Here is a 24,912-nt window from a genome sequence, read left to right as displayed (position 1 = left end):
CCATCAGTGAAAATTACGCCCGCGCGGCATCACGCTCGCAGTCTCTGCGATATCACCATCTTTCGCTTGTTCTGATGGGCTTCGCTCGCCGATCTTTCTGAGCAGGTTGTCCCGCGCCAGAATATCCGCCGCCTTCCGCTGTCGATGATCCTGTGTCGGGCGCAGCACCTCGTCCGAGCGCTCGCTGACGCCAAAGCGTTTTATCTCTCGCTGAAGGATACCGAGTAGCGGCGTCATATCCTCGATATGTTCGACGACGGTATGGATGACACCGCTCTGGCTTTGTAATTTGCCGTAGATCTTCACAAGCCGAGCGCCCATGACCACTGCGCGGTATTTTTCGAAGACCTTCTTCCAGACGATGGCATTGGCAACACCGGTCTCATCCTCCAACGTCATGAAGATCACACCTTTCGCCGAACCCGGCTGCTGGCGCACCAGCACCAGCCCCGCGATCGTCACTCGTCTCCCATTCGCGACACGAAGCAGATCGACATTGCGCGTCACACCTGCCTTGCCTAACTCCTCGCGCAGGAAGGAAACGGGGTGCCCTTTCAAGGAGAGCGACAGGTAGCGGTAATCCTCGATGACCTGTTCTCCCGGCAGCATATCCGGCAGCTTCGCAGCCGGCTCAGGCTGAAGATCGATATGGCGGACCTTCTCGAAGAGCGGCAGCTCCTCGGTTGCGCTTTTCACATCCAGCGCCCGCACCGCCCAGAGCGCCTGACGTCGTGATAGTCCGATGGATTGAAAAGCATCTGCATCTGCCAGCCGTTCGATAACAGATTTCTGCAGGCCGGAGCGCAGCCAGAGGTCACGTACAGAATGGTAACCCCCACCCCGGTTTTCGACGAGCTGTCCCATATCTTTAGAGGAAACGCCCTTGATCTGCAGAAGGCCAAGCCGCACGGCATGGCGAGTCTTGATGATGTCGCGCATTTCGTCGTGGCGGAAATCGACACTTGCCTGGTCAAAAACCGCTGCCTCAAGGGTGCACTCCCAATCCGAGCGATTGATATCAGCCGGCAGGATTTTCACCCCATGCTCGCGCGCATCCCGTGCCAGCTGCGCCGGGGCGTAAAAGCCCATCGGTTGCGAATTCAGCATCGCCGCACAGAAGACGTCAGGATAATAGGCTTTCAGCCATGAGGAGGCATAGACGAGCAGCGCGAAGGACGCGGCATGGCTTTCCGGAAACCCGTATTCGCCGAAACCTTTGATCTGGTTGAAGCATTGCTGCGCAAACTCGCGATCGTACTCCTTCTCGACCATCCCATCGATGAACCGCTTTTCGAAATTACCGATCGTGCCGGTCCTTTTAAAGGTCGCCATCGCCCGTCGGAGCCGGTCTGCCTCGGCAGGCGCAAAGCCCGCCGCAGTGATGGCGATCTGCATAGCCTGTTCCTGAAACAGCGGAACCCCAAGCGTTCTCTCGAGCACCGTTTTCAGTTCCTTGCTCGGATATTTGATCGGAATGTTGTTTTTGTCGTCTTCGCGACGCTTCAGATAGGGATGAACCATGTTACCCTGGATCGGTCCGGGTCGGACAATGGCTACTTCGATGACAAGATCATAGAATCTAACAGGCTTAAGACGTGGCAGCATACTCATCTGCGCTCGGCTTTCGATCTGGAACACACCAAGCGTATCCGCTCGCCACATCATCTTATAAACCGCCTCACCTTCCTTTCCATGCTCCTTATGGCCGAGATCAGCGAGCGTCTTCTTTACCTCGTAATGTAGCTCAAGCAGCGTGAAAGCTCGTCGCAGGCAGGTGAGCATACCGAGCGCCAGCACGTCCACCTTGAGAATTTCAACATTGTCGAGATCATCCTTGTCCCACTCGATCATGTAGCGATCCGGCATTGCCGTTTTCATGATCGGCACCACTTCATCAAGCCGGTCCCGCGTGATGACGAAACCGCCGACATGCTGTGTGAGGTGACGGGGAAAACCGAGAAGTTCGGAGGCATATTTGAGCACGTTCTGTGTCACCGGATCTTTGATATCAAGACCGGCCGCCTTCGCGTCCCGTTCAGAGAGATTATCCTCTGACCAACCCCAAATGAGACTGCTTATCGCAGATTGAACATCCTCCGACAGACCGAAGGCCTTGGCGACTTCACGGCCAGCCGAACGGGTGCGATAGCTGGTGACAGCAGCCGTCAGACCGGCATGCTCACGGCCATATCTTGCATAAATGGACTGAATAACCTCTTCCCGCCGTTCATGCTCGAAATCGACATCGATATCCGGCGGCTCGTGACGATCCATCGAGATGAAGCGGTCGAAAAGGAGGGTGCATTTTTCAGGATTAACCTCGGTAATCTCAAGGCAGTAACAGACAACCGAATTGGCCGCCGAACCACGCCCCTGACAGAGAACATTGAGCACATAACGGGCATGATGAATGATCTTATGAACCGTCAGGAAATAGGAAGCGTAATTCTTGTCCCCGATGAGCTTCAGCTCGTAGTCGATCTGCTTGGCCACTTTCTCCGGAACGCCATCAGGATAGCGTATTAGCGCACCCGCTCTCGTCAGCCTTTCGAGAGTTTCCTGCGGCGTTTCGCCCGGATCGTTTTCGGGGGGATAATTGTGTTTCAACTCGTTCAGCGAAAAGCTCAGCTTCCCGAAGAACAGCTGCGTATTCTCGACAGCATCCGGATAATCCCGGAAGATCCTCGATATTTCACGTGAATCCTTGAGATACCGCTCTGCATTCGGCGCCAGAAGGAATCCGGCTTCCGATATCTCCACATGTTCCCGGATGGCGATCACGATATCCGAAAGCGGCCGGCGCTCGGTGTCATGATAAAGCGGCTGATTGGTCGCAATCAGCGGCATGCGATTTCGAGCAGCAAGCATGGCAAGCACCGCAAAAGCCTGCCGATCACGACCGTCATAGGCCGGCGACAGCGCCATGAAAAATGTCTTGCGGAAGCGTTTGCGAAACCGCTCCAGATAGTCTTCGAGGACTGGCTGGCCGGCTGGATCATTCACGACAGTCCGATCAGGGACGAGGGCAAGCATCATCTCATCGCCCCATTCCATAAGCTCTGCTTCCGTGAGGATGCAGGTTCCCTTAACCGATTCTTCCTTCAGATTGCCCGCGCTGAGCAGGCGGCAGAGGTTTGCCCAACCTCGCCGGTTGCGCGGATAGGCAAGGATATCAGGCGTTCCATCGCAAAAGACGAGGCGGGCGCCGGGCTGAACCCGGATAGGATCGAGGATTACCTCTTTTTTTCCCTCCTTCTTCGCCTGGGCTAGAATTTCATCTCTGTTCTTGTATCTCTCCTCAAGCTGTTCTGCCTGTGCATGTGCCCGCACCACGCCGGCCACCGAATTGCGATCCGCAATGCCGAGACCACCGAGCTTCAGGCACGCGGCCTGTACGACCATCTCTTCGGGTTTCGAAGCACCTTCGAGGAACGAGAAATTCGTCTTCGCACCGATCTCGAAAAATGTGGGTTCGGGCCTCATGCAAAGACCCCGTGCATGAACCAGCGAGGATCAGGGTTCTCACCGTAGAGACCCCGGCGATAGATCCAGAAGCGATGTCCGGCCTCATCCTCGATCCGGAAATAGTCTCGCGCTTCGGCGTTATCACCATCGATCCACCATTCCATGGCAATCCGTTCAGGGCCTTCGCTCCTCGCCACCTGATGCTGCAGGCGCCGCCAACGGAAAGTCTGCGGCGCACCATCGGGCACTTCGGCAAATGCGACATCGACCGGTTCCGGCGTTGCAAAGAGCCGCAGAGGACGTTCCTCACGCAAAGGAAGCGCGCTTCCCTGCTCCGCCTTCCGCCGGGCCGGAAGGCTCTCCATTGCCGGCACCGTGATCACGGCGCGCTCCGGCACATGGCTCTCGCGAAGCTGGAAGCTTTGCAGGCAGTCCGAACCAAGCCGGGCCGCGACACGGTCGACAAAACTTGAAAGCGAGATCTCCCCCTGCCGGTCGCCTTCGAAATCGCCCTGCGCCTCGTTGAACGGGTCATGACGCAACACATTCAGGCGCAAGATCTCGAAGCCATAACCAGCATCGATATCGTCATAGATCATCTGCAGCCGCTCGGAAAACAGCCCGGCAACGAGCTTCGGCTCACGAAGCGGCCGGGAGGCGCCGACGGAAATGCGGAAAACCCTGCCGTCGACACGAAACAGCACCAGTTCGAACACCCGGCCGCCGGCGCCGCGCGCTTCCAGGGACGGTTTTAGCGACATGGCGACCTGTCCGGTAACCGCGAGGATCTGCTCTTCCGTGCCGATCGGCTCGACCAGACGGCGTTCGGATGAGAGGCTGGCGACAGGAAGCCGAGGAGAGATGGGTTCTTCCTCACGGCCGAGCGCCTGATCAAGGCGCAGAAGCAGCGTTGGCCCGAAGCGGCGGGTCAGCGGCGCCCGCGGCGCATGAATGACATCGCCGACGTATTTGAGGCCAAGTTTCCTAAGAGCATCGACGGTCTGGCCCTCCAGCCGCAAGGCCGCGACAGGCAGCGGCATCAGCATGCGCTCCATCTCTTCATCCTCCACGACGCCGCCCTGCCCGAAACGGGAGACTGCCCAGGAAAGACCCGGCGATGAGGAGATCGCACCCCGCACATCGAGCCCCATATGGAAGAGCCGGGACAGAATATCCTTGAGAAGCGCCACCTCACCGCCGAAGAGATGGGCGCAGCCGGTAATATCGAGAAACAGCCCGTCCTTGCCGTCGAGCGCGACCATCGGCGTATAGCGGTCGCACCAGTCGGCGATCCCTTCCAGTAACCGTCGATCGGCTGCTGGATCTTCCTCCAGGACATCAAGCGCCGGAAACATGGCGCGCGCTTCGGCAACGCCCTGTTCCTTTCTCAGCCCTAGCTTCTCGGCGAATTCATCCAGCGCTGTCAGCCGCATGGCATTATTGAGCTTGCCGGAACAGACGAGGGGTGCCGCTTCAGGACGCCCTTTCAAACGCCAGGACAGGCCCCATCGCCTGCGGGCGATACGGTCCGTTGGCAGATGCGGAAAGCTGAGCGCCAGAATGCGCTGACTGTTCGCTTGGAGGCCGAGCGAAGCTTGGCTCGTCGACGGGGAAAAATTCGCGTTCATGGGGGTTCCACTCCAGAAGAAAGGAGAGCGGGGCCGGATTGCGGCTCTTCTCCAGCGTGAGACGGAAAATCGGATTGCCGATGCTGCCGGAAAATTTTGATCCATCCGGCAACGACCGCAGATCAGACGGCGCCGGCTCGACATGCAGACGGAAGACAGCGCTGCTCGCCTCCTCCTCCCCAGCCTGGCGGACGAGAAAGAGCGGACGGCGGACGGCGCGTGCCCTGAGACTGAGCCGGCGGCTTTCGGTCAGGCCGAAATGCAGGGGATTGCCGCGCACTTCGAAGACGACAACCGAGAAGGCAGCACTTTCGATGGCCGCTTCCGCCAGCCAGAGCGCATCCTCCAGCTTGCGCGGCGCGGCATGGAAAAACCTTTCCGGCTTCAGCCCGAAATCCTTCAGCCCCGGAGCATAGGGACGACCCGCCTCCAGTGTGCCGACGGCATCACCGATCCAGAGCAGCGGCAGCAACCTGCCGGTATCCTCCTCGTGCTTCTGCAGTCGCGCTGCAATGGCCATCGCCAGTCCACTCGCCGCCCCTGCATCACCGGAACTCGCCGCGCGGAATTCGGTAATCGCATCGAGCTGAAGGCCGCCTTCCAGCGCTTCATCGAGTGCTTCCACCCCGAAGGGGAGGTGTGGCAGCATACACTCCTGCCGCCGTTTGCGTCCTTCCGCCAGGGCTTCCCGTTCCGCCGCGGCAAGCGCCGGCGCGGGTTTTCCCTCCAGTCGGGCAATGGTTTCGCGGAGCGCAAAAAGCCGCTCGCGCGCCAGGGCGGTCTGCGCCATGGCGGTCTCTCCATTCGTCTTGTTCCTGTTATGTTCTTATAGATTCCAGAGCTCTAATGAAGAGTCAACAATCATTTCATAAGAATTTATTCCTGCCTTTGATTCCGCACTCGAAAATCGGCGATAAAGGTTCTATATGGGCCGCAAAGGAAGGAATACTTATGGCCCGCATAGACCAGAGCGATGATTGGCGGGACCGCCATGCGCCGGCGATCAGCACCTTCGAGTCGCTGGCAATGGAGGCCTACAGTCATCTGCCGGACGAATTTCGCAAGCTGACGACCAATCTGACCATCGAAATCGAAGATTTCCCCGACGACGAAGTCTTCGAGGATATGGCGCTGGAAACGCCCTTTGACCTGCTCGGCCTTTTCGAGGGCCGCGGCATTTCGGAGCGCTTTACCGTGGAAACCGGCGAGATGCCGAACCGCATCCGCCTCTATCGCCGTCCGATCCTCGATTACTGGGCCGAAAACGACGAAACGCTGGGTGACATCATCACCCATGTGCTGATCCATGAGATCGGCCACCACTTCGGCCTCAGCGACGATGACATGGAACGCATCGAGGCAAGTGCCGAAGAGGCGGCAGAGCGTTAAGCTTACTGCTCGGACAGCTTCATGTCCGGGTGATAATCCTTGCCCTCGACATCCTTGACGACGGCCTGGCCGCACTGCATCTGGCCGGTCGCAGCATTGAAGCCATAGCTGGGCGAGCCGGACAGCGACCAGCCCTTGTTCAGTGCCGTCGTGACCTTGTGGCAAAAGGAAGCGTCGTCGGGACCGGTCAGGAAGCGGTAGAGTTTCATCAGGCGGGCTTTCTTGCAGAAATCAGGTGCGCTTTATGGACCAGAGCTTCGGCCTGGACAAGATGCAGCCGCTCGATCATCCGCCCGTTCACATTGATGACGTTGAGCCCCTCGGTCGCCGGATCGGCGAAAGCGGCAATGATGGCTTCCGCCTCCGCAATCTCCTCCGCGTCAGGCCCGAAATGCGTGTTGGCGGCTGCAATCTGCGCCGGATGGATCAGCATCTTGCCTGCAAAACCCATGGCACGGCCCTGCCCGCACTCGGCATCGAAACCTTCGTCATCCCGGAAATCGTTGAAGACGCTGTCAAGCGCATCGAGCCCATAGGCCTTGACCGCCAGAATGACCTGCATCAGCCAGGGCACGAGATAGGTCCGCCCCGACTGCGGCAAGGCGCCCGTTTCCTTGCGCAGGTCGTTGAGGCCGACGACGAGGCAATCGAGCCGCGATCCCGGCGTGCGGCCGGATTCGGCGATCGCTGCGGCATTCAGCACGCCACGCGGCGTCTCGATCATCGCCCAGATGCGCAACTCCTCCGGCGCATAAGCCTCGGCAAGCAAATCGCTGACAGCCATTACATCCTGTGGCTCATCCACCTTTGGAAGCAGAACGGCATCGGGCGAAAGCGCCTTGACCAGTTCCAGATCCGCCAGCCCGAATCCGGATGACAAAGAATTGATACGGATGATCCTTTCCTTGCCCGCAAGCGGCGGCCCGGCAAAAAAGGCCTTCAGATTGTCGCGCGCTTCCGCCTTCTTCTCGAGCGCGACGGAATCCTCCAGATCGAGAATAACCGCATCGCAATCAAGGGAATGGGTCTTTTCAAGCGCACGCGCATTGATGGCGGGTACGCTCAGCACCGAGCGGCGCAGACGCAGGGAACGAAGAGGTGGTGTTCGGCTCATGGACCATTAGTGCCAAGCTTCGCAAAGCCCGGCAAGACAACAAAAAGCCACGCTTGGCTTGCAGAGAGGAAAAAGAAGGACCACATTCCTTTCCGTAGAAAGGTTTCAAACCAATGCAGAACATTCGCTCCATCTTCTTCATGCTTGCCGGCGCCACCGTTTTCGTGGCCATGCTGCTTCTCACCTTCTCGGTCACGCTCGCCGTTGGCGGCATCCTGACCGTGCTCATGGTCGGCCGCGCCCTTTCGATGAAGATGAAGCCCGCTCCCGTCCGCGCCCGCGCCGATGGTAAGCGCGAGATGCGCATCTGGAACGACGGCCGCGGCACGATCATCGATCTCTGATCATTTTCTCTGAAAATTCTGACCGACATTGTCGGCTCACGTTCCCATGCTACGTCCTTGAAGCAGCCAGGCATTCAGCCGGCACTTTAAAAACGAATGGAGGACGAGCATGGATGCAACGGAGAACAACCAGACCAAGATGCCGCCGGTCAAGAACGGCCTGCTTCCCTATCTGACGGTCGACGGCGCGGTAAAGGCTGCGGAATTCTACAAGAAAGCTTTCGGCGCTGAAGAAGCCTATCTCGTGCCGGTCGACGAGAGCAGCCGCACGATGCATGTGCATCTCTACATCAATGGCAGCTCGCTCATGCTGTCGGATGCCTATCCGGAATACGGCCATGCCTTCAAAGGCCATGAGGGCTTCGCCATCCAGCTGGTGATCGACGATATCGATTTCTGGTGGAACCGCGCAGTGGCTGCCGGCGCCGAAGTCGTCATGCCGGTCGAACTGATGTTCTGGGGTGATCGCTACGGCCAGCTTCGTGATCCGTTCGGCGTGCTCTGGGGCCTGAATGCACCGTCCAAGTAAAGGGACACACGCAATCGGCAGGCCGCGCGAAACATCGCGTGGCCACCATCAACGAAAGATTCTTCTTCATTTCGGCGGGAAACTGGAATAGATGCAAAGTCAGAAAGTACGTTTTGCTGAAATGGAGCATAGGTCATGGATAAATTCGTGAAGCTCACGGGCGTTGCAGCCCCTCTGCCGGTCGTCAACATCGACACCGACATGATCATTCCGAAGGACTATCTGAAGACCATCAAGCGCACCGGCCTTGGCAAGGGCCTTTTCGCCGAAGCCCGCTACAACGAAGACGGCTCCGAAAACCCTGATTTCGTGCTGAACAAGCCGGCTTACCGCGAGGCAAAGATCCTGGTTGCCGGTGACAATTTCGGCTGCGGCTCCTCGCGCGAACACGCTCCATGGGCGCTGCTCGATTTCGGCATCCGCTGCGTGATCTCCACCAGCTTCGCCGACATCTTCTATAACAACTGCTTCAAGAACGGCATCCTGCCGATCCAGGTCAGCCACGAAGACCTCGACAAGCTGATGGACGACGCCGAGCGCGGCTCCAACGCCATTCTGACGGTCGACCTTGAAAACCTCGAAATCACCGGTCCGGACGGCGGCTCGATCAAGTTCGATCTCGACGAGTTCAAGCGCCACTGCCTGCTGAACGGCCTCGATGATATCGGCCTGACCATGGAAAAGGGCAAGGCGATCGACGAGTTCGAAAAGAAGAACGCCGCTTCGCACCCCTGGGCCGCCTGAGCCTCACCAAATTGCTTTGAGATCGAGCCGGGCTTTCGCCCGGCTTTTTCTTTGTCCGGATCTCAGAGAAACTTTTCTCTCCAGACGCTGAGCTTTTCAAGCGACACGCCGATACCGCCGCAAACTTCGATCAGCGGATTGTCGAAGCGCGACAGCAGACCGGCATGCACATCGGCAACGGCAAGTGCGGCACCACAGGCCGGTTCGACCAGGATGCGCTGCGCATCGGCAAATTTCAGGCAGGCGGCCACGGCATCGGCATCGCTGACGAGAACACTTTCGATCGGGTGATGCTTCGGCAGATCGAAGACATGCTGCGCCACCTGCCGCGCGCCGAGCGAGGTGGCAATCGATGTAATGGCCGGCAGCGAAATACGCTCATTGGCCTTGAGGCTTGCATGAAATGATGCAGCTCCTTCCGTCTCGACGGCAATGACAGGCACGTCCGAAAGCCCGTTCCGCTTCAGCCCCTCGACGATGCCGGCAAGCAGACCGCCACCGCCGACGCTGGTAACGACACAATCGAATTTGGCACCCTTTGCCACCACCTCATCGATCAGCGTCGCATGGCCATCCCACAGGAGCGGATGGTCGAAAGGATGCACATAGGTCGCCTTGCGGCTTTCGGCGAGTTCGATCGCATGCGCATTGGCCTCATCGAAGACAGAACCATGAACCAGCACATTGGCGCCCGTTGCGGCAATCGTTCGACGCACGTCAGGTGCCGTCGTCTCAGGCACGACGATCGTAACAGGCACGCCAAGTGCCCGCCCGGCATAGGCTGCGGCAATGCCGGCATTGCCGCCGGAGGCGCAGAAGATCTCGCGCGCACCGTTTTGAACCTCATGCTGGCAAAGGCGGCCGACACCACGCAGCTTGAAGCTGCCTGAAGGCTGTAGCGCATCGAGCTTTAACCAAAGCGGCTTGCCGCTGGCGCTGAAATCGGGTGCTGTCTGGATCAGAGGAGTGTCGAGATGAAGGGGCGCAAAAGACATGGGAGAATATCCAGGGAAAGAAAGGCAGGCCTGTCGTTCTAGCTCGTTTGCAGGCACGGGAGCAACCTTGTCAGACATCACATGACGCGGAGGCAAGCGTACCGATTCACCCCTTCTCTCGCTTGAAATGCCCATTTCCGGGGTCTAAGAAGCCGCAGCTTGTTTTTCCGCGGAGGGTTTCATGACAGTGCGCAATCTTTTCCTGCTGCCGGGTGACGGTATCGGCCCCGAAGCCATGGGTGAAGTCCGCAAGATCATCGCTTACATGAATGAGGCGATGAATGCCGGTTTTGTCACCGACGAGGGCCTCGTTGGCGGCTGCGCCTATGATGCGCATGGCGCAGCGATCTCCGAAGACGACATGAAGAAGGCGCTAGCAGCCGACGCTGTGCTCTTCGGCGCCGTCGGCGGCCCGAAGTGGGATAGCGTTCCCTATGAAGTACGCCCGGAAGCCGGCCTACTGCGCCTGCGCAAGGATCTGGAACTTTTCGCCAATCTGCGTCCGGCGATCTGCTATCCCGCACTCGCCTCCGCTTCCTCGCTGAAGCCGGAACTGGTCGAGGGTCTCGACATCCTCATCATTCGCGAACTGACGGGCGGTGTTTATTTCGGCGAGCCGAAAGAAATCATCGATCTCGGCAATGGCCAGAAGCGCGGCATCGATACGCAGGTTTACGACACCTACGAGATCGAGCGCATTGCCGGTGTCGCCTTTGAAATGGCCCGCACCCGCAACAACCGCGTCTGCTCCATGGAAAAGCGCAACGTCATGAAATCTGGCGTGCTCTGGAACCAGGTCGTGACCGAGACGCACAAGGCGAAATATTCAGACGTACAGCTCGAGCATATGCTGGCCGATGCCGGTGGCATGCAGCTCGTGCGCCAGCCGAAACAGTTCGACGTCATCGTCACCGACAACCTCTTCGGCGACATGCTCTCGGACGTTGCCGCCATGCTGACCGGCTCTCTCGGCATGCTGCCGTCGGCCTCGCTCGGAGCACCTGACGGAAAGACCGGCAAGCGCAAGGCGCTCTATGAGCCGGTTCACGGCTCAGCACCCGATATCGCAGGCAAGGGCATCGCCAATCCGATCGCCATGATTGCCTCCTTCGCCATGTGCCTTCGCTACTCCTTCAATCTGGTCAAGGAAGCAGACAACCTCGAAAAGGCGATCGCCAACGTGCTCGACAAGGGCATCCGCACTGGCGACATCATGGCACCAGGCAGCCGCCAGGTCGGCACCGTCGAGATGGGCGACGCGATCCTCGACGAGTTCAAGGCCCTTTCTGCCTGATATTTCACGTGAAACGCTTTTCGGCCCTTCGCACCTCATGCGGAGGGCTTTTTTGTTGAAGCCAGCGTCCCCGCTCCTATGAATGATGTCACGGTAGGGTCTGGCATTCAGCGCACGGGTCGCATTTGCCATCGCTATCACGCTCACTCGCCTCTGCCTGATCCTCTCCTTCAGGGCACGAATTGGACCATTACCAAAATTGATTAGAATTATCTCGGGAGTCCCGCCCTCTGTCGTAATCCTGTGCATTTTTACCGCCTATCTCATACCCAAGGGTTATACGGATAGTCGGAATGCGGGAACTTCTAGTCTCCTTGGACAGGCGCTGGCGCAGAAATAGATGCGTCATGCCACCATTGCGGTGGCGCGCATGCCTTTTCATTACGCTGAACGCCGTCATCCTTTCCATGCTGATCTTTGATGCGCCAATCGGTGCCGGCCATCTGCCGGAGTCCATTCAGCGCTTCGGCGAGATGTTGACCGATTTCGGCAATTCCGCCTGGCTAATCCTCACCAGCGTCCTGCTCTTTTTCCACGGCAGAGCCGGCTACAAGCTTTTGAACAGTGCAAAAGCAAGGGCCCAGGCACTCTATGTGAGCTGGATCGGCGCCTACCTGTTTACGACCGTCGTCTTTTCCGGCCTGCTCGCAAACCTTCTGAAACGCACGATCGGCCGCGCGCGCCCCGAACATTTCCAGGACCTCGGGGTGCTTTCCTTCACACCCTTCTCCGGCCATGCAGCGCTGGAAAGTTTCCCGTCAGGCCATTCAACCACGGTGGGCGCCTTCTTTGCCGCCTTCGCCCTGCTCTTCCCGCGTTACCGGGTGCCCTTCATCGCCGGTGCCATCTGGCTCGGCATGACGCGTGTCATGGTCGGCGCGCACTATCCAAGTGATGTCATTGCCGGCCTTGCCTTCGGCGCGTGGTTCTCGCTGCTGACAGCAATCGTCTATGCGCGCTACGGCCTGCTTTTCAAACTTGCGCCGGATGGCTGGCCGATGTCCAAGCGATACTTCCCAAACGCATAAGAAATGACGCGTAAGAAAAATAACGCATGAAAAACCCGGCGCCTTTCGAGCGCCGGGCTTTGTTCTCAAGATATCCGCCGTGCCTTAATCCAGCGCGTGAATATCCCGATTCTTGGTTTCCGGCAGGAACAGCAGGCCGATGACCAGCGTGATCGATGCGAACACGATCGGATACCAGAGGCCGTAATAGATGTTGCCGGCGGCAGCACTCATCGCAAAGGCCGTAGCTGGCAGCAGACCGCCGAACCAGCCGTTGCCGATATGATAGGGCAGCGACATGCCGGTATAGCGGATGCGGGTCGGAAAGAGCTCGACCAGCAGCGCCGCGATCGGGCCGTAGACCATCGTCACGTAAAGTACGAGCACGAACAGGACGGCGATCGTGCCGATCCAGTTGACGCGAGCAGGATCAGCCACCATCGCGAACGTACCACCGCCAGGGATCGTGTAGACGGCCATGTCGGTGACACTTTTCGCTTCATCCGCCGTCAGCAGCTTGCCGGCAACGAGTTTGTCGGCCGGCAGCGTTTCCTTCTGGCCCGCGCGTATCGCATCGGCATTGAGGGTGAGTTCCGGATTGGCGGCGATGAAGGCATCGAGCTTGGCATCGGCAACCTTGGCAACACCGCGCTTCAGCGGATAGCCGGCATCATGAAGGGCAAGATTGACGCCCTTTTCGAAGGCAGCATTGGTCTTGGCGGCATCGGCACCGGCTGCGACAGCGTCGTAACCGGTAATCGTGTCGTCACCGACCTTCACGGTCGCCGGCTGGCCGGCCGGACCCGGCACCACGTCATAAGGCACCGAGTTCTTGGTCAGGAACGCCGTTGCGATATCGCATGAACTGGTGAACTTGGAGGTACCGGTCGGATTGAACTGGAATTTGCAATCCGCCGGATCCACCGTCACCGTTGCCCGGATCGTCGCCTGCGCCTCATAGAGGGCTGGATTTGCCGTATAAGTCATCGCCTTGAACAGCGGGAAATAGGTGACCGCTGCGATGAGCAGCCCCGCCATGATGATCGGCTTGCGGCCGATCCTGTCCGACAGTCCGCCGAAGATGACGAAGAATGGCGTGGCGAGGAAGAGGGCAATCGCGACCATGATGTTGGCCGACTGCAGATCGACCTTCAGCACGTTCTGCAGGAAGAACAGGGCGTAGAATTGACCGCCGTACCAGATGACCGCCTGGCCCATGGTAGCGCCGAAAAGCGCAATCAGCGCGATCTTGGCATTCTTCCACTGGCCGAATGCTTCCGTCAGCGGTGCCTTCGATCCCTTGCCTTCCGCCTTCATGCGCTGGAAGGCGGGCGACTCGTTCATCTTCAACCGGATCCAGACGGAGATGCCGAGCAGGACGACCGAGACGAGGAACGGAATGCGCCAGCCCCAGGCGGCAAAGGCGGTCGAGCCCATGATCGACTGGACCGTGACGATGACGATCAGCGACAGGAAGAGACCGAGGGTTGCCGTCGTCTGGATCCAGGACGTGAAATAGCCGCGGCGGCCGTTCGGCGCATGTTCGGCAACGTAAGTGGCCGCACCGCCATATTCGCCGCCCAGCGCCAGGCCCTGCAGCAGGCGCAGGCCGATCAGGATGATCGGAGCGGCAATACCGATGGAGGCAGCACCCGGCAGGATGCCGACCAGGAAGGTCGAGAAGCCCATGATGAGAATGGTCACCAGGAAGGTGTATTTGCGGCCGACGAGATCGCCGAGGCGGCCGAAGACCAATGCGCCGAACGGACGCACCAGGAAACCCGCAGCGAAGGCGAGCAGCGTGAAGATGTTACGTGTCGCTTCCGGATACTGGGTGAAATAGGTCGCGCCGATATAGGTGGCGAGCGAACCGTAAAGATAGAAATCATACCATTCGAAAACCGTGCCTAGCGACGAGGCGAAGATGACCTTCTTCTCCTCGCCCGTCATCGGACCGGCTTTCGCGCCGTCGACGCTTGCGACATTTGCCATTGTCTGTCCTCCACAGAGTGATGAGCAACGGTCGCGGCCTACTCTCCTCAAAGCATACCCCTAGCCGCGACACGCCTGACGAGAGTTTGACAGAAAAGACGAGCCAGAAAGAGGGATGCTTTGGGATTATGACTTTAGTCTAATTTTTGTGCATGGAATTGCTCTAGCATGGCTCTTGTCGTGGCGGAACAGGCACGCTGCAATCGTCACACTCGCAAAGCCTGGGCCGGGGACTGCCGGTAGGCGAGCACTGCCGGCAAGGCGGCGAGAACAGCGGCGAAGGCGAGAAGGATCACCGCAAGCGTTCCGTCTTCGCGTGCAAAGCCGACGGGCAGGTTGACGCCGCTGCTTTGCGAGAACAAGCCGGAAAGAATGAGTGCTGCGCCATAGCCGAGTGTAAAGCCAAGCCCGACTCCAACGGCGACGAGGACATAGAATTCCAGCCAGACAATGCCGAAGATCGCGCCGCGGGGAGCACCGAAGGCGCGTAGCGCGCCAATCTGCCGCCGACGCTGGCCGATATGGATGACAGTCACGAGGATCAGCGAGGCGGCGACGAGCCCCTGCGCGCCGGAGGCAACAGCAACGAGAATCTGCTTGGCATCACCGAGCGTCGCATAGAGGCTGGTCAGCACCTCGCCGGGAAAGACGGCAATCGTCGTGCCGTTGCGATAGTCCTGCCGCAGCTTGTAGGCATCGGCAATCGTCTTTGGCTTGATGAGGATGGCCGGAAGACCGGGCGTTTCCGCGGTCCAGCTCTCGTTCAGGCCGGCATGGGGATCAGGCTCCGCATGATGGTCGGCATCCTCATGGGCACCTTCCGCGTGTACGGCCTCTTCATGAGGATCCGCCTCCCCGGCGTGGTCATGCTCATGCTCTTCGCCCGCTTCCAGTCCATGGATATGCCAGACGGCCTGGATTGGAACGAGGATAGCGCGGTCCCAGGCTGTGCCTGTCGGCCGCAGGCGCCCCGTCACATGATAGGCGAGCTCCGTATGGGTGTGGCCGCCGGTTTCGATCGTGCCGTGCATCGGCTTGATCTCGCCGCCGACGGCAAGGTCGACGCTCGAGCCGATGACAGCCTCGCCCTCACTGGCGAAAACCTGGCCTTCGGAAAAGCCGCCGGAAATCGTTTCCGTCAACGCCCTCGTCGTGCCGACAATCGGATAGCCCGAGAAGGAATCGCCGAAGCCGACGGGGGCAGCCCATTCAACGCGCGGATCGGCGGCAAGCTTGGCCAGAACGTCGCCGGACATCAGCGGCAGCGCAGACGGCTGCAGGAAGATCGACGATAGCACGAGCTGGGTTTCGCTGCCGCCCGCGCCGATGACGAGATCGAACTTGTCGGCCGCACGGGCGCTACCAAGACGTAAGGCACGTTCCTGCAGGATGACGGAAACGCCGAGCGCCGTTGCAAGCGCCACCAGCAGCACGACAACGAAGGAACCAGCCCACAACCGGCGCAGATCGGCGAGGATGAAGCGGATCATGCGGCCGCTCCCTTAATGTCGGAATCGTCGATGATACGGCCGGAGCGGAATGTAAGGCGGCGATCGAGACGGCTGGCAAGGCGGGAATCGTGCGACACGACGATCAGAGTGCTGCCTTCGGCCACGGCAAGATCGAGCAGCAGATCACCGACGGCATCGCCGCTTTCCGCATCGAGGCTGGCGGTCGGCTCGTCGGCGACGATGACGCCGGGCTTGCGCAGGAGCGCCCGGGCAATCGCCACACGCTGCATTTCGCCGCGCGACATGGTCTCAATCTTCTGCCCGGCGCGTTCAAGGCCGACGATGTTAAGGAGATCGTGGGCGCGCTCGACTATTACTGACGTAGCGGCACGCGCAAGACGCGCAGGCAATAACACGTTTTCGACAGCAGACAGGCCGGGAAAAAGGTGAAATTCCTGCATGATCAATCCGATATTGGCGGCCCGGAAGCGGTCACGGCGACTTTCGGAGAGCGCGGCGATGTCCTCGCCTTTCCAGCGGATGCGGCCTTCACGAACCCGCTCTAGTCCGGTGATGACATTGACGAAGGTACTTTTACCGGAGCCCGAGCCGCCCGTCACTGCGATACGGCTGCCGGCGGCAATCGACAAATGATCGATCGCGAGCGCAGGCGCCGATAAGCCGGGAAAGGTCACGGCGAGATGTTCAATATCGAGAGCCAGCATCGACGCTCAGACAGTGAAATATTCGGCCTGGCGGATGCGCAGCAGGCTGACGAAACCAGTCTCGGGATCCTGCCAGGATCCATACTCCAGCATACCACGCACCTCGATCGTCTGGCTCGGCTGCACGAAGGTCTGCTTCTCGCCAAGATAAACGACGACGATATTGTCCGGCCAATCCGCATCCGACGAACAGAACGGGCAGAGCGACATCGGCACTTCGGTCAGCACGAAGAATTGTGCCTCTGCCTTCAGCGGCGGAGCCATGAAGCCCTTCATGCTGATGTCCTTGCCGGCAAGCGTTTTCACCTTGTCGGAGAATTCGAGCCCCAGCACACCGAACTTGCCGTAGAGCTCGTCGAAAGTGAGCGAAGAATCGGCAGCGCGAGCAAGGGAACCGACGAAGGGAAGCGTGACGGCAGCACTGATCAGCTGGCGTCTGCTGAGCTGCAGCGAAGAGAATTTTTCCATGGCGATCTCCAGGAACCAAATTCCCGGCCGCTTAGCGGCCGGGATCATGATCGATGAAAGAGGCAAGGCCAGCAAGTGGCCTTGCCGGATCGACTTGGATCAGTTCGTCTGCTTGGCGCCGAGAGCGAAAGTGTCTGCCAGCACGCGGTAGACATCGCTCTGTTCCATGTAGCCATGGAAGCCTTCAGCACCCGGACCGGCCGACTGCAGAACGACGTCGTCAACGGCGTGAACACCGCTGTCGCCGCTCTTCGGAATATTGCCCTGAACAAAGACAGCGCCAGGAACATCCTTGTACTGTTCGTTGGCGACATATTCCTTCTTTTCGTTCTGGATAGCCGGAACGAACGGGCCTTCGAGCTTCGGACGGAAGGTCTCGTAATGGTCAGGGCCGTTGTTGGCGCTCAGGAACAAGCGACGGCTGACGTCGATCTTATCGGGATAACCGTCGCCATTCTCGTCCTTGTAGTTCGGGAAGCCGGCTTCGGCATAGGTCCCGACCTTTTCGCGCATTTCCGTGCCTGGCTTCTCATCATCGACGGTACCGATGATGGAAACGCCGTGAGTGTGGTCACCGGTGACGACGATCAACGTGTCCGGATGAGCCTTCTGGAATTCGCGGGCTACACCGACCGCCTTGTCAAATTCGATGGTATCGACGACGGCACGATCCCAATCGAGCGGATGGGACATCTTGTCGATCGAGGAACCTTCAACCATGAGGAAGAAGCCTTCCGGATTCTTGGACAGACGGTCGAGCGCGACCTTGGTCATGTCGACGAGACCCGGCTGGTTCGGGAACTTTTCGACGGTGCCCTTCTTCAGGAACTCACGATCAAGCGTGACGTCCATGTTGCCGGTATGGAAGAGACCAAGAAGATTGCCTTCAGCCGATGCATTGGCCGCAAGCTCGTTCTTGTCGGTCGCAAGCTTGTAGCCGGCATCCTGGAAGAGCTTGATGTAATCCTGATTGTCCTTGCGCTTCGAACCGGCGACCTCTTTGCCGAGGAAATAGGCCGAGCCGCCGCCAAGGAGGACTTCCGGCTTGACTTCGAGCAACATGCCGACGATGTCGGCCTTGTCGCTGCGGTTGCGGGTATGGGAAACGACGGCAGCCGGCGTGGCGTCTTCGACTTCGGCCGTCGCAACGATGCCGACAGACTTTTTCGTCATGCGGCGAACGGCCTCTGCGAAGGTTTCAACGCGCGGATCATCGAGCGAGTCAGGTGTACGGTCTGCATAAACGCCAATCGCGTTGACGGCCGTCTTGTGGCCCGTCATGTAAGCCGACATTGTGTTGGCCGAGTCCGTGGCAACGGCATTCGTCGCCGACGTACCGATGAACGCCATGCGCTCGAGATCGTCCATGTTCAGGCGGCCATTCGCTTTACCTTCCGTCATGCCCTTGGACATGATGCGGGCAGCCGTGCGATGCGCGACGGAAAGACCGTCGCCGAGCAGGAAGATGATGTTCTTTGCCTTCGGCTGGGCCGCGGTGTCGTAGACGTTCCAGGTTACGGACTTCGTCTCGTCGCCGGCGGCGATCTCGACCTTATAGGCGCCAGGAGCGGAAATCTTCAGGCCGCGCAGCAGGAGAGCGGAACCGAGAGCCTTGTCTTCCTTACCCTTTTCCAGCTCGACGAACTGTGCCTCGCCCCCGAGGACAGTTTTGTAATCCTGGCCGTTGACCGTGATCTTCACGTCTTCCGGCTTGACCTGCTTGCTGAGCTCGACCTTGAAGTCGAACGGTGAACCAGCCAGAATCGTAGCGCGATCAAGCGGATAGATCGAAGCTGCCTGAGCGGCACCGGCAAGAATCGTGGTGGCCGCGAAAGCGGCGAGAAGCATACGCATGGAAAAACCCCCGTTTTTCGTTGCAGTTATTACAACGGGTCGGGGATACCCCCCGGCAATGACAGAGGGATGACAAAACGCCGCAGCATTGCAGCACCCTTCTCCTACTCTCGTCCCACACGTAAAAACCTTGACTCCTGTGGAAAACCTTTTATGAGCAACGACGGAAAAGGAATATCCATGGTTCGCCACGAGCACGCCATCGCTGAGCGCAATAACCTGGCAGAAAATGCCCGGTTGGATTTTGCCGTTCCGGTTTCTTCCAAAACCAAGGCCAAAACGACGACGAAAACCGTCTGACGTCTCTGGCCTGCCGCTCTCTCCCCGGCCCGGCTGGGGACAGGAAGCCGCGATGATATCGCGCTTCCCCCCCCTCACCGGACAAGAGGAGAGAAGAGAAAGAGAGCTTGAGAAATGGGTTTCAAAGTTGCAGTTGCCGGAGCCACCGGAAATGTCGGGCGCGAAATGCTCAACATTCTCTCCGAACGTGGTTTCCCGGCCGATGAAGTCGTAGCACTCGCCTCCTCCCGCTCCCAGGGCCTCGAGGTTTCCTACGGCGATCGGACGCTGAAGGTCTCCAATCTGGAGAATTACGATTTCTCCGACACCGATATCTGCCTGATGTCGGCCGGCGGCGAGGTTTCCAAGCGCGTCTCCCCGAAGATCGGCCAGCAGGGCTGCGTCGTCATCGATAATTCTTCGGCCTGGCGCTACGACGCCGACGTGCCGCTGATTGTTCCGGAAGTAAATCCGGATGCGATTTCGCTCTTCACAAAGCGCAACATCATTGCCAACCCGAACTGCTCGACTGCCCAGCTCGTCGTTGCGCTGAAGCCGCTGCATGACTTCGCCAAGATCAAGCGTGTCGTCGTCTCGACTTACCAGTCGGTTTCCGGCGCCGGCAAGGATGGCATGGACGAGCTCTTCAACCAGACACGCGCCGTCTTCGTTGCCGATCCGATCGAGAACAAGAAATTCACCAAGCGTATCGCCTTCAACGTCATTCCGCACATCGACACTTTCATGGAAGACGGCTACACGAAGGAAGAGTGGAAGGTTCTGGCTGAAACGAAGAAGATGCTGGATCCGAAGATCAAGGTGACCTGCACCGCGGTCCGCGTTCCGGTCTTCATCGGCCATTCTGAATCGGTCAACATCGAATTCGAAAACGAGATTACGGCTGACCAGGCCCGCGATATCCTGCGCGATGCGCCGGGCTGCCTCGTCATCGACAAGCACGAGGATGGCGGCTACATCACGCCATACGAATCCGCCGGCGAGGATGCGACTTTCATTTCGCGCATCCGCGAAGATGCGACCGTCGAAAACGGCCTCAACATCTGGGTGGTCTCCGACAACCTGCGCAAGGGTGCGGCTCTCAACGCCATCCAGATCGCCGAGCTGCTCATCAATCGTGGCCTCGTCAAGCCGCGCAAGCAGGCAGCCTGATACCATTTGTAAACCATAATATGCTAAAGCCCCTGCTCGACGAGCGGGGCTTTTTCGGGCAAATACCGCCGTATAAGCGTTCGCTAAAAGGTGATCGTGACAAAGTCGCCGGTGGCTGGCATTCTCTTGCCCGGCTTAAAAGCTATGCAGATCGAGAGCGGGGTTTCTCAATGCGCATGAAAAAATTGATTTTGGCGGCCGCCGCGGCAATGGGCGTCCTCCATACGGTACCGGCGTTCGCGCAGGGTCCCCAATGCGGCAATACCAGCGCCGGTTTCGATGCCTGGGTCGCCGACTTCAAGCAGACGGCAGCGGCCAATGGCGTCAGCCAGTCGGTCCTGAGCCGTGCCTTCGCTAATGTCAGCTATAACAAGCCGACGATCGCCGCCGACCGCGGCCAGAAGAGCTTCAAGCTGTCCTTCGACGCATTCATGAAGAAGCGCGGCGGTGCGGCCGTCATCTCTCGCGGCCGTTCGATGAAAGCCGCCAACCAGGCTCTCTTCGCTTCGATCGAGCGCCGCTTCGGCGTTCCGGCCGGTCCGCTGATCGCCATCTGGGGCATGGAAACCGGCTTCGGCAGCTATATGGGCAACCAGCATACGATGTCCGCAGTCTCCACCCTCGCCTATGACTGCCGTCGCTCGGAATATTTCACCGACCAGCTTTATGCAGCCTTGCAGCTCGTTTCGGAAGGCTATCTCAGCCCGCAAGCCCGCGGTGCTGCCCATGGCGAAATCGGCCAGACGCAGTTCCTGCCACGCAACGTCGTAAGCTACGGCGCGGACGGTGACGGTGACGGCCGCGTCGATATGGTTGGCTCCCGCGCTGATGCGCTGGCCTCTACCGCCAATTTCCTTAAGGGTCACGGCTGGCGTGCCGGCGCCGGTTACCAGCCGGGCGAGCCGAACTTCGTCGCCATCCAGGGCTGGAATGCCGCAACGGTCTATCAGCAGGCAATCGCCTATATCGGTCAGCAGATCGACGGCAACTGAAGAGACGTTCAATAGGAAAATGATACGAGCGCCGCATACGAATGCGGCGTTTTTCAACTGCGGATATCGTGGGTTCCGCCGGCAGCCTTGCGCCGCTCTTCCTGCGGTGCCGCCGAAGGAACAATCGGCCCGGCAACGACACAATTGCGTCCCGAGGCCTTGGCGGCATAGAGCGCCAGATCGGCGCGCTTCACCAGATCATCGAAATTGCGATTGCTCACGGCATTTGCACGCCCCGCACAGCCGAAGCTTGCGGTAACCCGCAGACGCTCGCCACTCGGCAACACGATGTCAGCAGCCTCGATGGCCAATCGGACACGTTCCGCAACGATCGCCGCATCCTCAGGTGTCGAATCCGGCAGCAACGCCATGAACTCCTCGCCACCGTGGCGCACCAGCAGATCGAAGGAGCGGAAGCTTTCCCGCGCGACGCCGGCTACGTGCTTCAGCACGATATCGCCGGCATCATGACCATACACGTCGTTGATTTTCTTGAAGTGATCGAGATCGAACAACACGACCGAAATCCAACGTGATCCATATTCAGCCTGCATCAGAAGCGCTAAAGCGGCAGCCTCGAAGCCACGGCGATTATAAAGGCCTGTCAGAAGATCGGTTTGGGCAGCATTGCGCAGCTCGTTGATGAGTAGTTCACGCTCTTCGGTGACACGGGCGACGAGGCGGATGCCCCGAACCGCAAGCGCCGCAATAAGGGCAACGAGCAGAACCAGTCCGGATGACAACGCAAGCACGATCGTCATGTGAATGTGCGAGCGCATCGATAGCTTCTGTCCGGTCACATGAATATCATCGGTTACGGAGGCGATTTTCTGCCGCAGGAAATCCAGCCGCTCGTTCTGGATACCAATCCATTTGTCTCGGATCGCCTTGTCCGGCCGCAGCGCACCGGAAACCATGGCCTTTGTGAAGGTATCGGCCCAGACCTCGTCGGGCTGAGCCCTATAGGCAAGGATCTCCCGGACGACAGGCGAGGAAGAATGAAAACGCAGGCGATCCATGCCGTTACCGAGCATCATTTCGCCTTGAACGAGCTGCTCGTGCGACATGGCGGAAAAGTCGGTTTGGTCGAAATAACGCTGGCCAAGGTTGCCGATCAGCCGCTCACCGTAGTAGGTCAGCAGGATACTCATCAGCTCGCTGGATTTGCGCATCAACACGGGATCATGGATCCTCGACGAAAGCGACGAGACGAGACCAAGCTGCTTCAATCCGGCCTGACCATAGATATGAACGGGGTTGCCGCCTTTGCCGTAATAACCTCGATCGACCGCCGAACGCGCCGCAACGATACGGCTGTAAGCAAGGCGGAGATCGGAAAGCTGTGACTGCAGACCGAGATCAAGTGTTTCAACGGGCGGGAGACTGGCGTTGAAACGCGCGCGTTCGCTGTCGAGCGCGCTCCGCCTTTCCATCATGGCCGCCCTGGTTATCTCGTCCGGATTGTTGATGTAGGTTCGCGTCGCGACGAGTTCCGCCAGGATCTCATTGGCAGCAATCGATCCTCCACGAGCAAGAACATCGGCAAAGAGATGGTCATTTTCGAGCGCGCGGTACTGCATGAGCGAGGAGCGGATCAACACCACTCCTTCGACAATCATGAAGACGAAGGGCAGCAGAATGGCGGCTAGTACTGCCCTTCTGATATTCTTGAATTTCAGCACTTCGAAATTCATAACTGATCCACGCGCATATACCGCCTGCAAGCGCAGCTTAGTGGAATATCTTAAAAAACTGCTAAAGCGGTCTATCCCTAGATTTCGGGACGGATAAAATCGAGTGTCTCAGAATCCATCACCCAGAGCTCGCCGGTCGAAATGTCGAACCAGGCGCCGTGAAGCTCCAGCTTGCCCTCTTCTTCAAGCGCCTTGATATCAGGGAAAGATCTGAGATTGTTGATCGAATTGCGGATGGAGACCCGCTCCAGCGCAGTCTGCCGTTCGGCCGGCGTCATGACGTTGTTGCTGCCAATCTGTTCGGCGGCAGGGCGAACGAGCGACATCCAGCGGCCGATGAAATCACCCGATGACAAAGGCTCGGCATCGGGATCGAGGGCTGCGCGGATACCGCCGCAGCGGCCATGGCCCATGACAACGATATTCTTGACCTTCAGCGCCTGCACGGCGAATTCGAGCGCTGCCGACGTGGAATGGAAATGGCCATCCGGTTCATAGGGCGGCACCATGTTGGCGACGTTGCGGATGACGAAGAGTTCGCCCGGCCCTGCATCGAAGATCAGCTCGGGAGCAGCGCGCGAGTCGCAACAGGCAATAACGAGCGTCGTCGGGTTCTGCCCGTTTTCTGCAAGCTGCCGATACCGGTCGCGGGCATCGGCATATCGCCCGCTCATGAAGTTGCGATAACCGTCCAGCAGGGAGTTGGGGAAGCTCATCATGTCTCTGGATTAGCGCGCGCGTGAGCCAAGATCAACTGCTGCGCTGCAAAAGCCTGAGACCTATTTTTTCCGCCGCTGGGCAGGATGGACCAGGTGACGCATCTGCACCATTGCCATGGGCGTCGAAAGACTGGAGGCATCGCTTGCCAGCATCAGCTCGTTGCTGCCGCGCTTGACAGCGCGCGCCAACACTTCGAACACGCTGGCGGTCGCCAGCTGCAGCGCCTTTTTATCCTCCATTCCCGAAAGCAGGCGAGAGAGAAAAAGGGCGGCAAGCAGGTCGCCGAGCCCATTTGGTGGGTTTTCAACGACACGGTGTTCGGCAAGCAGGGCATGCCTTCCGGAGAGATAGAGATTGCCGGTGCCCCCCGCCATCATCGGCACCGCCGATGTGACCAGCATGCGTGAGGGGCCGAGCGAAAGAGCGGCCTCCATGACCGCGTTGTTGTCATCGAGTGCCGCCCCTGAAAGCCAGGCAAGTTCGTACCGGTTCGGCGTTGCGAGCGAGGCAAGCGGTATCAGATGGTCACGGATCGCCTCGGCTGTCGCTTCCGGGACGTAGAGGCCGCCGAGATCACCCATGACCGGATCGCAGACATAGAGCAGCTCCGGATTCTTCTCGCGCAAGGATGCAACGAGTTTCGCGACGGAGCGGGCCTGGGCGGCGTTGCCGAAGTAGCCCGACAAGACGGCCTTGACCTCGCCGATCCATGGCGCGCGGATGAGATCGTCAATCGCCGCCTCGAAATCGGCATCGGCGAAGGTCAGCCGTGTCGAGCGGCCATGACCGGGATGCCAGGGCAGCACGATCGTCGGCAGCGCCCAGACCTGATGGCCGAGCGTTTCCAGCGCAAAGACCGCAGCACGGTTTCCAACCGACCCCCGCACGACATGGCTGGAGATGACGATGACTGCGCCCGCTGCGTTTTCCGACATGGCATCCGAATCCGAATTTCGACCGCCGTTGATGATCTTTTTGACGAGGCGCTGTCAACCATTCTTCACGGGAGCGTGGAAATGTGCGGCGGGACGAAAAAGCCGGATAAAGTCATTTCGCCG

General features: G+C 59.1%; 23 protein-coding genes. 9 read left to right on the top strand and 14 right to left on the bottom strand.

Translation table 11 applies throughout. From position 1 onward, the window contains the following. Positions 1-3: 3 nt before the first annotated feature. The 3 genes from AC1DTN_RS07525 to AC1DTN_RS07515 are packed head-to-tail and all read right to left on the bottom strand — an operon-like array spanning position 4 to position 5,883. Positions 4-3,483, bottom strand: coding sequence for an error-prone DNA polymerase (locus AC1DTN_RS07525; protein ID WP_477920273.1), 3,480 nt, complete (start codon positions 3,481-3,483; stop codon positions 4-6). Then, positions 3,480-4,955: a Y-family DNA polymerase gene (locus tag AC1DTN_RS07520; RefSeq protein ID WP_477920271.1), complete on the bottom strand. Its 1,476-nt coding sequence runs from the start codon at positions 4,953-4,955 to the stop codon at positions 3,480-3,482. The genes AC1DTN_RS07525 and AC1DTN_RS07520 overlap by 4 nt, the downstream gene beginning before the upstream one ends. Beyond that, positions 4,939-5,883 carry an ImuA family protein gene (locus tag AC1DTN_RS07515; protein ID WP_439016892.1) on the bottom strand — a complete coding sequence of 315 codons (945 nt, stop codon included), beginning with the start codon at positions 5,881-5,883 and terminating at the stop codon, positions 4,939-4,941. Before AC1DTN_RS07515 ends, AC1DTN_RS07520 begins: the two co-directional genes overlap by 17 nt. Positions 5,884-6,044: 161 nt before the next feature. Between AC1DTN_RS07515 and AC1DTN_RS07510 the strand changes: the two genes are divergently transcribed. Further along, complete coding sequence (locus AC1DTN_RS07510) at positions 6,045-6,482, top strand: metallopeptidase family protein (protein ID WP_113322206.1); 438 nt, start codon at positions 6,045-6,047, stop codon at positions 6,480-6,482. Positions 6,483-6,484: 2 nt separating this feature from the next. On the opposite strand, the gene AC1DTN_RS07505 is transcribed toward AC1DTN_RS07510, so the two are convergent. Together AC1DTN_RS07505 and AC1DTN_RS07500 are read right to left on the bottom strand one after the other, a co-directional pair. Beyond that, the gene (locus AC1DTN_RS07505) at positions 6,485-6,691 is read right to left on the bottom strand and encodes a DUF1737 domain-containing protein (protein ID WP_113322205.1); all 207 of its coding nucleotides are present in this window, start codon (positions 6,689-6,691) and stop codon (positions 6,485-6,487) included. Beyond that, complete coding sequence (locus AC1DTN_RS07500) at positions 6,691-7,596, bottom strand: HpcH/HpaI aldolase/citrate lyase family protein (RefSeq protein ID WP_477920270.1); 906 nt, start codon at positions 7,594-7,596, stop codon at positions 6,691-6,693. Before AC1DTN_RS07500 ends, AC1DTN_RS07505 begins: the two co-directional genes overlap by 1 nt. 113 nt (positions 7,597-7,709) lie before the next feature. On the opposite strand from AC1DTN_RS07500, the gene AC1DTN_RS07495 reads away from it, so the two are divergent. From AC1DTN_RS07495 to leuD, 3 genes are all read left to right on the top strand, one after another. Next, positions 7,710-7,940 carry a hypothetical protein gene (locus tag AC1DTN_RS07495; protein ID WP_007824784.1) on the top strand — a complete coding sequence of 77 codons (231 nt, stop codon included), beginning with the start codon at positions 7,710-7,712 and terminating at the stop codon, positions 7,938-7,940. Positions 7,941-8,049: 109 nt separating this feature from the next. Continuing rightward, positions 8,050-8,469, top strand: coding sequence for a VOC family protein (locus AC1DTN_RS07490; protein WP_477920269.1), 420 nt, complete (start codon positions 8,050-8,052; stop codon positions 8,467-8,469). Between the two features lie 135 nt (positions 8,470-8,604). Continuing rightward, positions 8,605-9,213, top strand: coding sequence for a 3-isopropylmalate dehydratase small subunit (leuD, locus tag AC1DTN_RS07485; RefSeq protein WP_113322202.1), 609 nt, complete (start codon positions 8,605-8,607; stop codon positions 9,211-9,213). A gap of 62 nt (positions 9,214-9,275) precedes the next feature. Here the strand turns inward: leuD and AC1DTN_RS07480 are convergent, their stop codons facing one another. Further along, positions 9,276-10,208 (bottom strand): pyridoxal-phosphate dependent enzyme, encoded by a 933-nt coding sequence (locus AC1DTN_RS07480; RefSeq protein WP_113322201.1) that lies wholly within the window; start codon positions 10,206-10,208, stop codon positions 9,276-9,278. 181 nt (positions 10,209-10,389) lie between these two features. Between AC1DTN_RS07480 and leuB the strand changes: the two genes are divergently transcribed. Beyond that, positions 10,390-11,502: a 3-isopropylmalate dehydrogenase gene (leuB, locus tag AC1DTN_RS07475; protein ID WP_037102127.1), complete on the top strand. Its 1,113-nt coding sequence runs from the start codon at positions 10,390-10,392 to the stop codon at positions 11,500-11,502. A gap of 293 nt (positions 11,503-11,795) precedes the next feature. Next, a complete protein-coding gene (gene lpxE / locus AC1DTN_RS07470) occupies positions 11,796-12,530 on the top strand; it encodes a lipid A 1-phosphatase LpxE (protein WP_477920267.1) in 735 nt (244 codons plus the stop codon). Between the two features lie 84 nt (positions 12,531-12,614). Here the strand turns inward: lpxE and AC1DTN_RS07465 are convergent, their stop codons facing one another. From AC1DTN_RS07465 to AC1DTN_RS07445, 5 genes are all read right to left on the bottom strand, one after another. Further along, entirely contained in the window at positions 12,615-14,501 is a 1,887-nt protein-coding gene (locus AC1DTN_RS07465) for an MFS transporter (protein WP_439016896.1), read from the bottom strand. Positions 14,502-14,707: 206 nt separating this feature from the next. After that, positions 14,708-15,991 carry an FtsX-like permease family protein gene (locus AC1DTN_RS07460; protein ID WP_439016897.1) on the bottom strand — a complete coding sequence of 428 codons (1,284 nt, stop codon included), beginning with the start codon at positions 15,989-15,991 and terminating at the stop codon, positions 14,708-14,710. Further along, positions 15,988-16,677: an ABC transporter ATP-binding protein gene (locus tag AC1DTN_RS07455; RefSeq protein ID WP_439016898.1), complete on the bottom strand. Its 690-nt coding sequence runs from the start codon at positions 16,675-16,677 to the stop codon at positions 15,988-15,990. The genes AC1DTN_RS07460 and AC1DTN_RS07455 overlap by 4 nt, the downstream gene beginning before the upstream one ends. Positions 16,678-16,683: 6 nt before the next feature. Further along, positions 16,684-17,145, bottom strand: a complete 462-nt coding sequence (locus tag AC1DTN_RS07450; protein WP_113322196.1) for a hypothetical protein — start codon at positions 17,143-17,145, stop codon at positions 16,684-16,686. 99 nt (positions 17,146-17,244) lie between these two features. Next, entirely contained in the window at positions 17,245-18,999 is a 1,755-nt protein-coding gene (locus AC1DTN_RS07445) for an alkaline phosphatase (protein WP_439016899.1), read from the bottom strand. A 69-nt stretch (positions 19,000-19,068) separates the two neighbouring features. Between AC1DTN_RS07445 and AC1DTN_RS07440 the strand changes: the two genes are divergently transcribed. The 3 genes from AC1DTN_RS07440 (at position 19,069) to AC1DTN_RS07430 (ending at position 21,440) form a co-directional block, all read left to right on the top strand. After that, on the top strand, positions 19,069-19,299 hold the full coding sequence (locus AC1DTN_RS07440) for a hypothetical protein (protein WP_439016900.1): 231 nt from the start codon (positions 19,069-19,071) through the stop codon (positions 19,297-19,299). Positions 19,300-19,413: 114 nt separating this feature from the next. Further along, positions 19,414-20,448, top strand: a complete 1,035-nt coding sequence (locus AC1DTN_RS07435; RefSeq protein WP_113322194.1) for an aspartate-semialdehyde dehydrogenase — start codon at positions 19,414-19,416, stop codon at positions 20,446-20,448. Between the two features lie 170 nt (positions 20,449-20,618). Continuing rightward, on the top strand, positions 20,619-21,440 hold the full coding sequence (locus AC1DTN_RS07430) for a lytic murein transglycosylase (protein ID WP_113322193.1): 822 nt from the start codon (positions 20,619-20,621) through the stop codon (positions 21,438-21,440). Positions 21,441-21,493: 53 nt separating this feature from the next. Here the strand turns inward: AC1DTN_RS07430 and AC1DTN_RS07425 are convergent, their stop codons facing one another. The 3 genes from AC1DTN_RS07425 to pdxY all read right to left on the bottom strand — a co-directional run bounded on the left by AC1DTN_RS07425 (position 21,494) and on the right by pdxY (position 24,789). After that, positions 21,494-23,119 (bottom strand): GGDEF domain-containing protein, encoded by a 1,626-nt coding sequence (locus AC1DTN_RS07425; protein ID WP_439017289.1) that lies wholly within the window; start codon positions 23,117-23,119, stop codon positions 21,494-21,496. A gap of 92 nt (positions 23,120-23,211) precedes the next feature. Continuing rightward, the gene (locus AC1DTN_RS07420) at positions 23,212-23,853 is read right to left on the bottom strand and encodes a carbonic anhydrase (RefSeq protein ID WP_037072467.1); all 642 of its coding nucleotides are present in this window, start codon (positions 23,851-23,853) and stop codon (positions 23,212-23,214) included. Between the two features lie 60 nt (positions 23,854-23,913). Then, positions 23,914-24,789 carry a pyridoxal kinase PdxY gene (pdxY, locus tag AC1DTN_RS07415; protein ID WP_477920265.1) on the bottom strand — a complete coding sequence of 292 codons (876 nt, stop codon included), beginning with the start codon at positions 24,787-24,789 and terminating at the stop codon, positions 23,914-23,916. Positions 24,790-24,912: the final 123 nt, after the last annotated feature.

The sequence above is a fragment of the Rhizobium sp. 01T444 genome, from assembly GCF_056398305.1.
This window is presented reverse-complemented; position numbering and strand designations above follow the sequence as displayed.

Bases quoted from the DNA above. Each gene is read 5' to 3' on its own strand.
- AC1DTN_RS07525 (WP_477920273.1), bottom strand. From the start codon at position 3,483: ATGAGGCCCGAACCCACATTTTTCGAGATCGGTGCGAAGACGAATTTC.
- AC1DTN_RS07515 (WP_439016892.1), bottom strand. From the start codon at position 5,883: ATGGCGCAGACCGCCCTGGCGCGCGAGCGGCTTTTTGCGCTCCGCGAA.
- AC1DTN_RS07510 (WP_113322206.1), top strand. From the start codon at position 6,045: ATGGCCCGCATAGACCAGAGCGATGATTGGCGGGACCGCCATGCGCCG.
- AC1DTN_RS07505 (WP_113322205.1), bottom strand. From the start codon at position 6,691: ATGAAACTCTACCGCTTCCTGACCGGTCCCGACGACGCTTCCTTTTGC.
- AC1DTN_RS07500 (WP_477920270.1), bottom strand. From the start codon at position 7,596: ATGAGCCGAACACCACCTCTTCGTTCCCTGCGTCTGCGCCGCTCGGTG.
- AC1DTN_RS07495 (WP_007824784.1), top strand. From the start codon at position 7,710: ATGCAGAACATTCGCTCCATCTTCTTCATGCTTGCCGGCGCCACCGTT.
- AC1DTN_RS07490 (WP_477920269.1), top strand. From the start codon at position 8,050: ATGGATGCAACGGAGAACAACCAGACCAAGATGCCGCCGGTCAAGAAC.
- leuD (WP_113322202.1), top strand. From the start codon at position 8,605: ATGGATAAATTCGTGAAGCTCACGGGCGTTGCAGCCCCTCTGCCGGTC.
- AC1DTN_RS07480 (WP_113322201.1), bottom strand. From the start codon at position 10,208: ATGTCTTTTGCGCCCCTTCATCTCGACACTCCTCTGATCCAGACAGCA.
- leuB (WP_037102127.1), top strand. From the start codon at position 10,390: ATGACAGTGCGCAATCTTTTCCTGCTGCCGGGTGACGGTATCGGCCCC.
- lpxE (WP_477920267.1), top strand. From the start codon at position 11,796: ATGCGGGAACTTCTAGTCTCCTTGGACAGGCGCTGGCGCAGAAATAGA.
- AC1DTN_RS07465 (WP_439016896.1), bottom strand. From the start codon at position 14,501: ATGGCAAATGTCGCAAGCGTCGACGGCGCGAAAGCCGGTCCGATGACG.
- AC1DTN_RS07460 (WP_439016897.1), bottom strand. From the start codon at position 15,991: ATGATCCGCTTCATCCTCGCCGATCTGCGCCGGTTGTGGGCTGGTTCC.
- AC1DTN_RS07455 (WP_439016898.1), bottom strand. From the start codon at position 16,677: ATGCTGGCTCTCGATATTGAACATCTCGCCGTGACCTTTCCCGGCTTA.
- AC1DTN_RS07450 (WP_113322196.1), bottom strand. From the start codon at position 17,145: ATGGAAAAATTCTCTTCGCTGCAGCTCAGCAGACGCCAGCTGATCAGT.
- AC1DTN_RS07445 (WP_439016899.1), bottom strand. From the start codon at position 18,999: ATGCGTATGCTTCTCGCCGCTTTCGCGGCCACCACGATTCTTGCCGGT.
- AC1DTN_RS07440 (WP_439016900.1), top strand. From the start codon at position 19,069: ATGACAAAACGCCGCAGCATTGCAGCACCCTTCTCCTACTCTCGTCCC.
- AC1DTN_RS07435 (WP_113322194.1), top strand. From the start codon at position 19,414: ATGGGTTTCAAAGTTGCAGTTGCCGGAGCCACCGGAAATGTCGGGCGC.
- AC1DTN_RS07430 (WP_113322193.1), top strand. From the start codon at position 20,619: ATGCGCATGAAAAAATTGATTTTGGCGGCCGCCGCGGCAATGGGCGTC.
- AC1DTN_RS07420 (WP_037072467.1), bottom strand. From the start codon at position 23,853: ATGATGAGCTTCCCCAACTCCCTGCTGGACGGTTATCGCAACTTCATG.
- pdxY (WP_477920265.1), bottom strand. From the start codon at position 24,789: ATGTCGGAAAACGCAGCGGGCGCAGTCATCGTCATCTCCAGCCATGTC.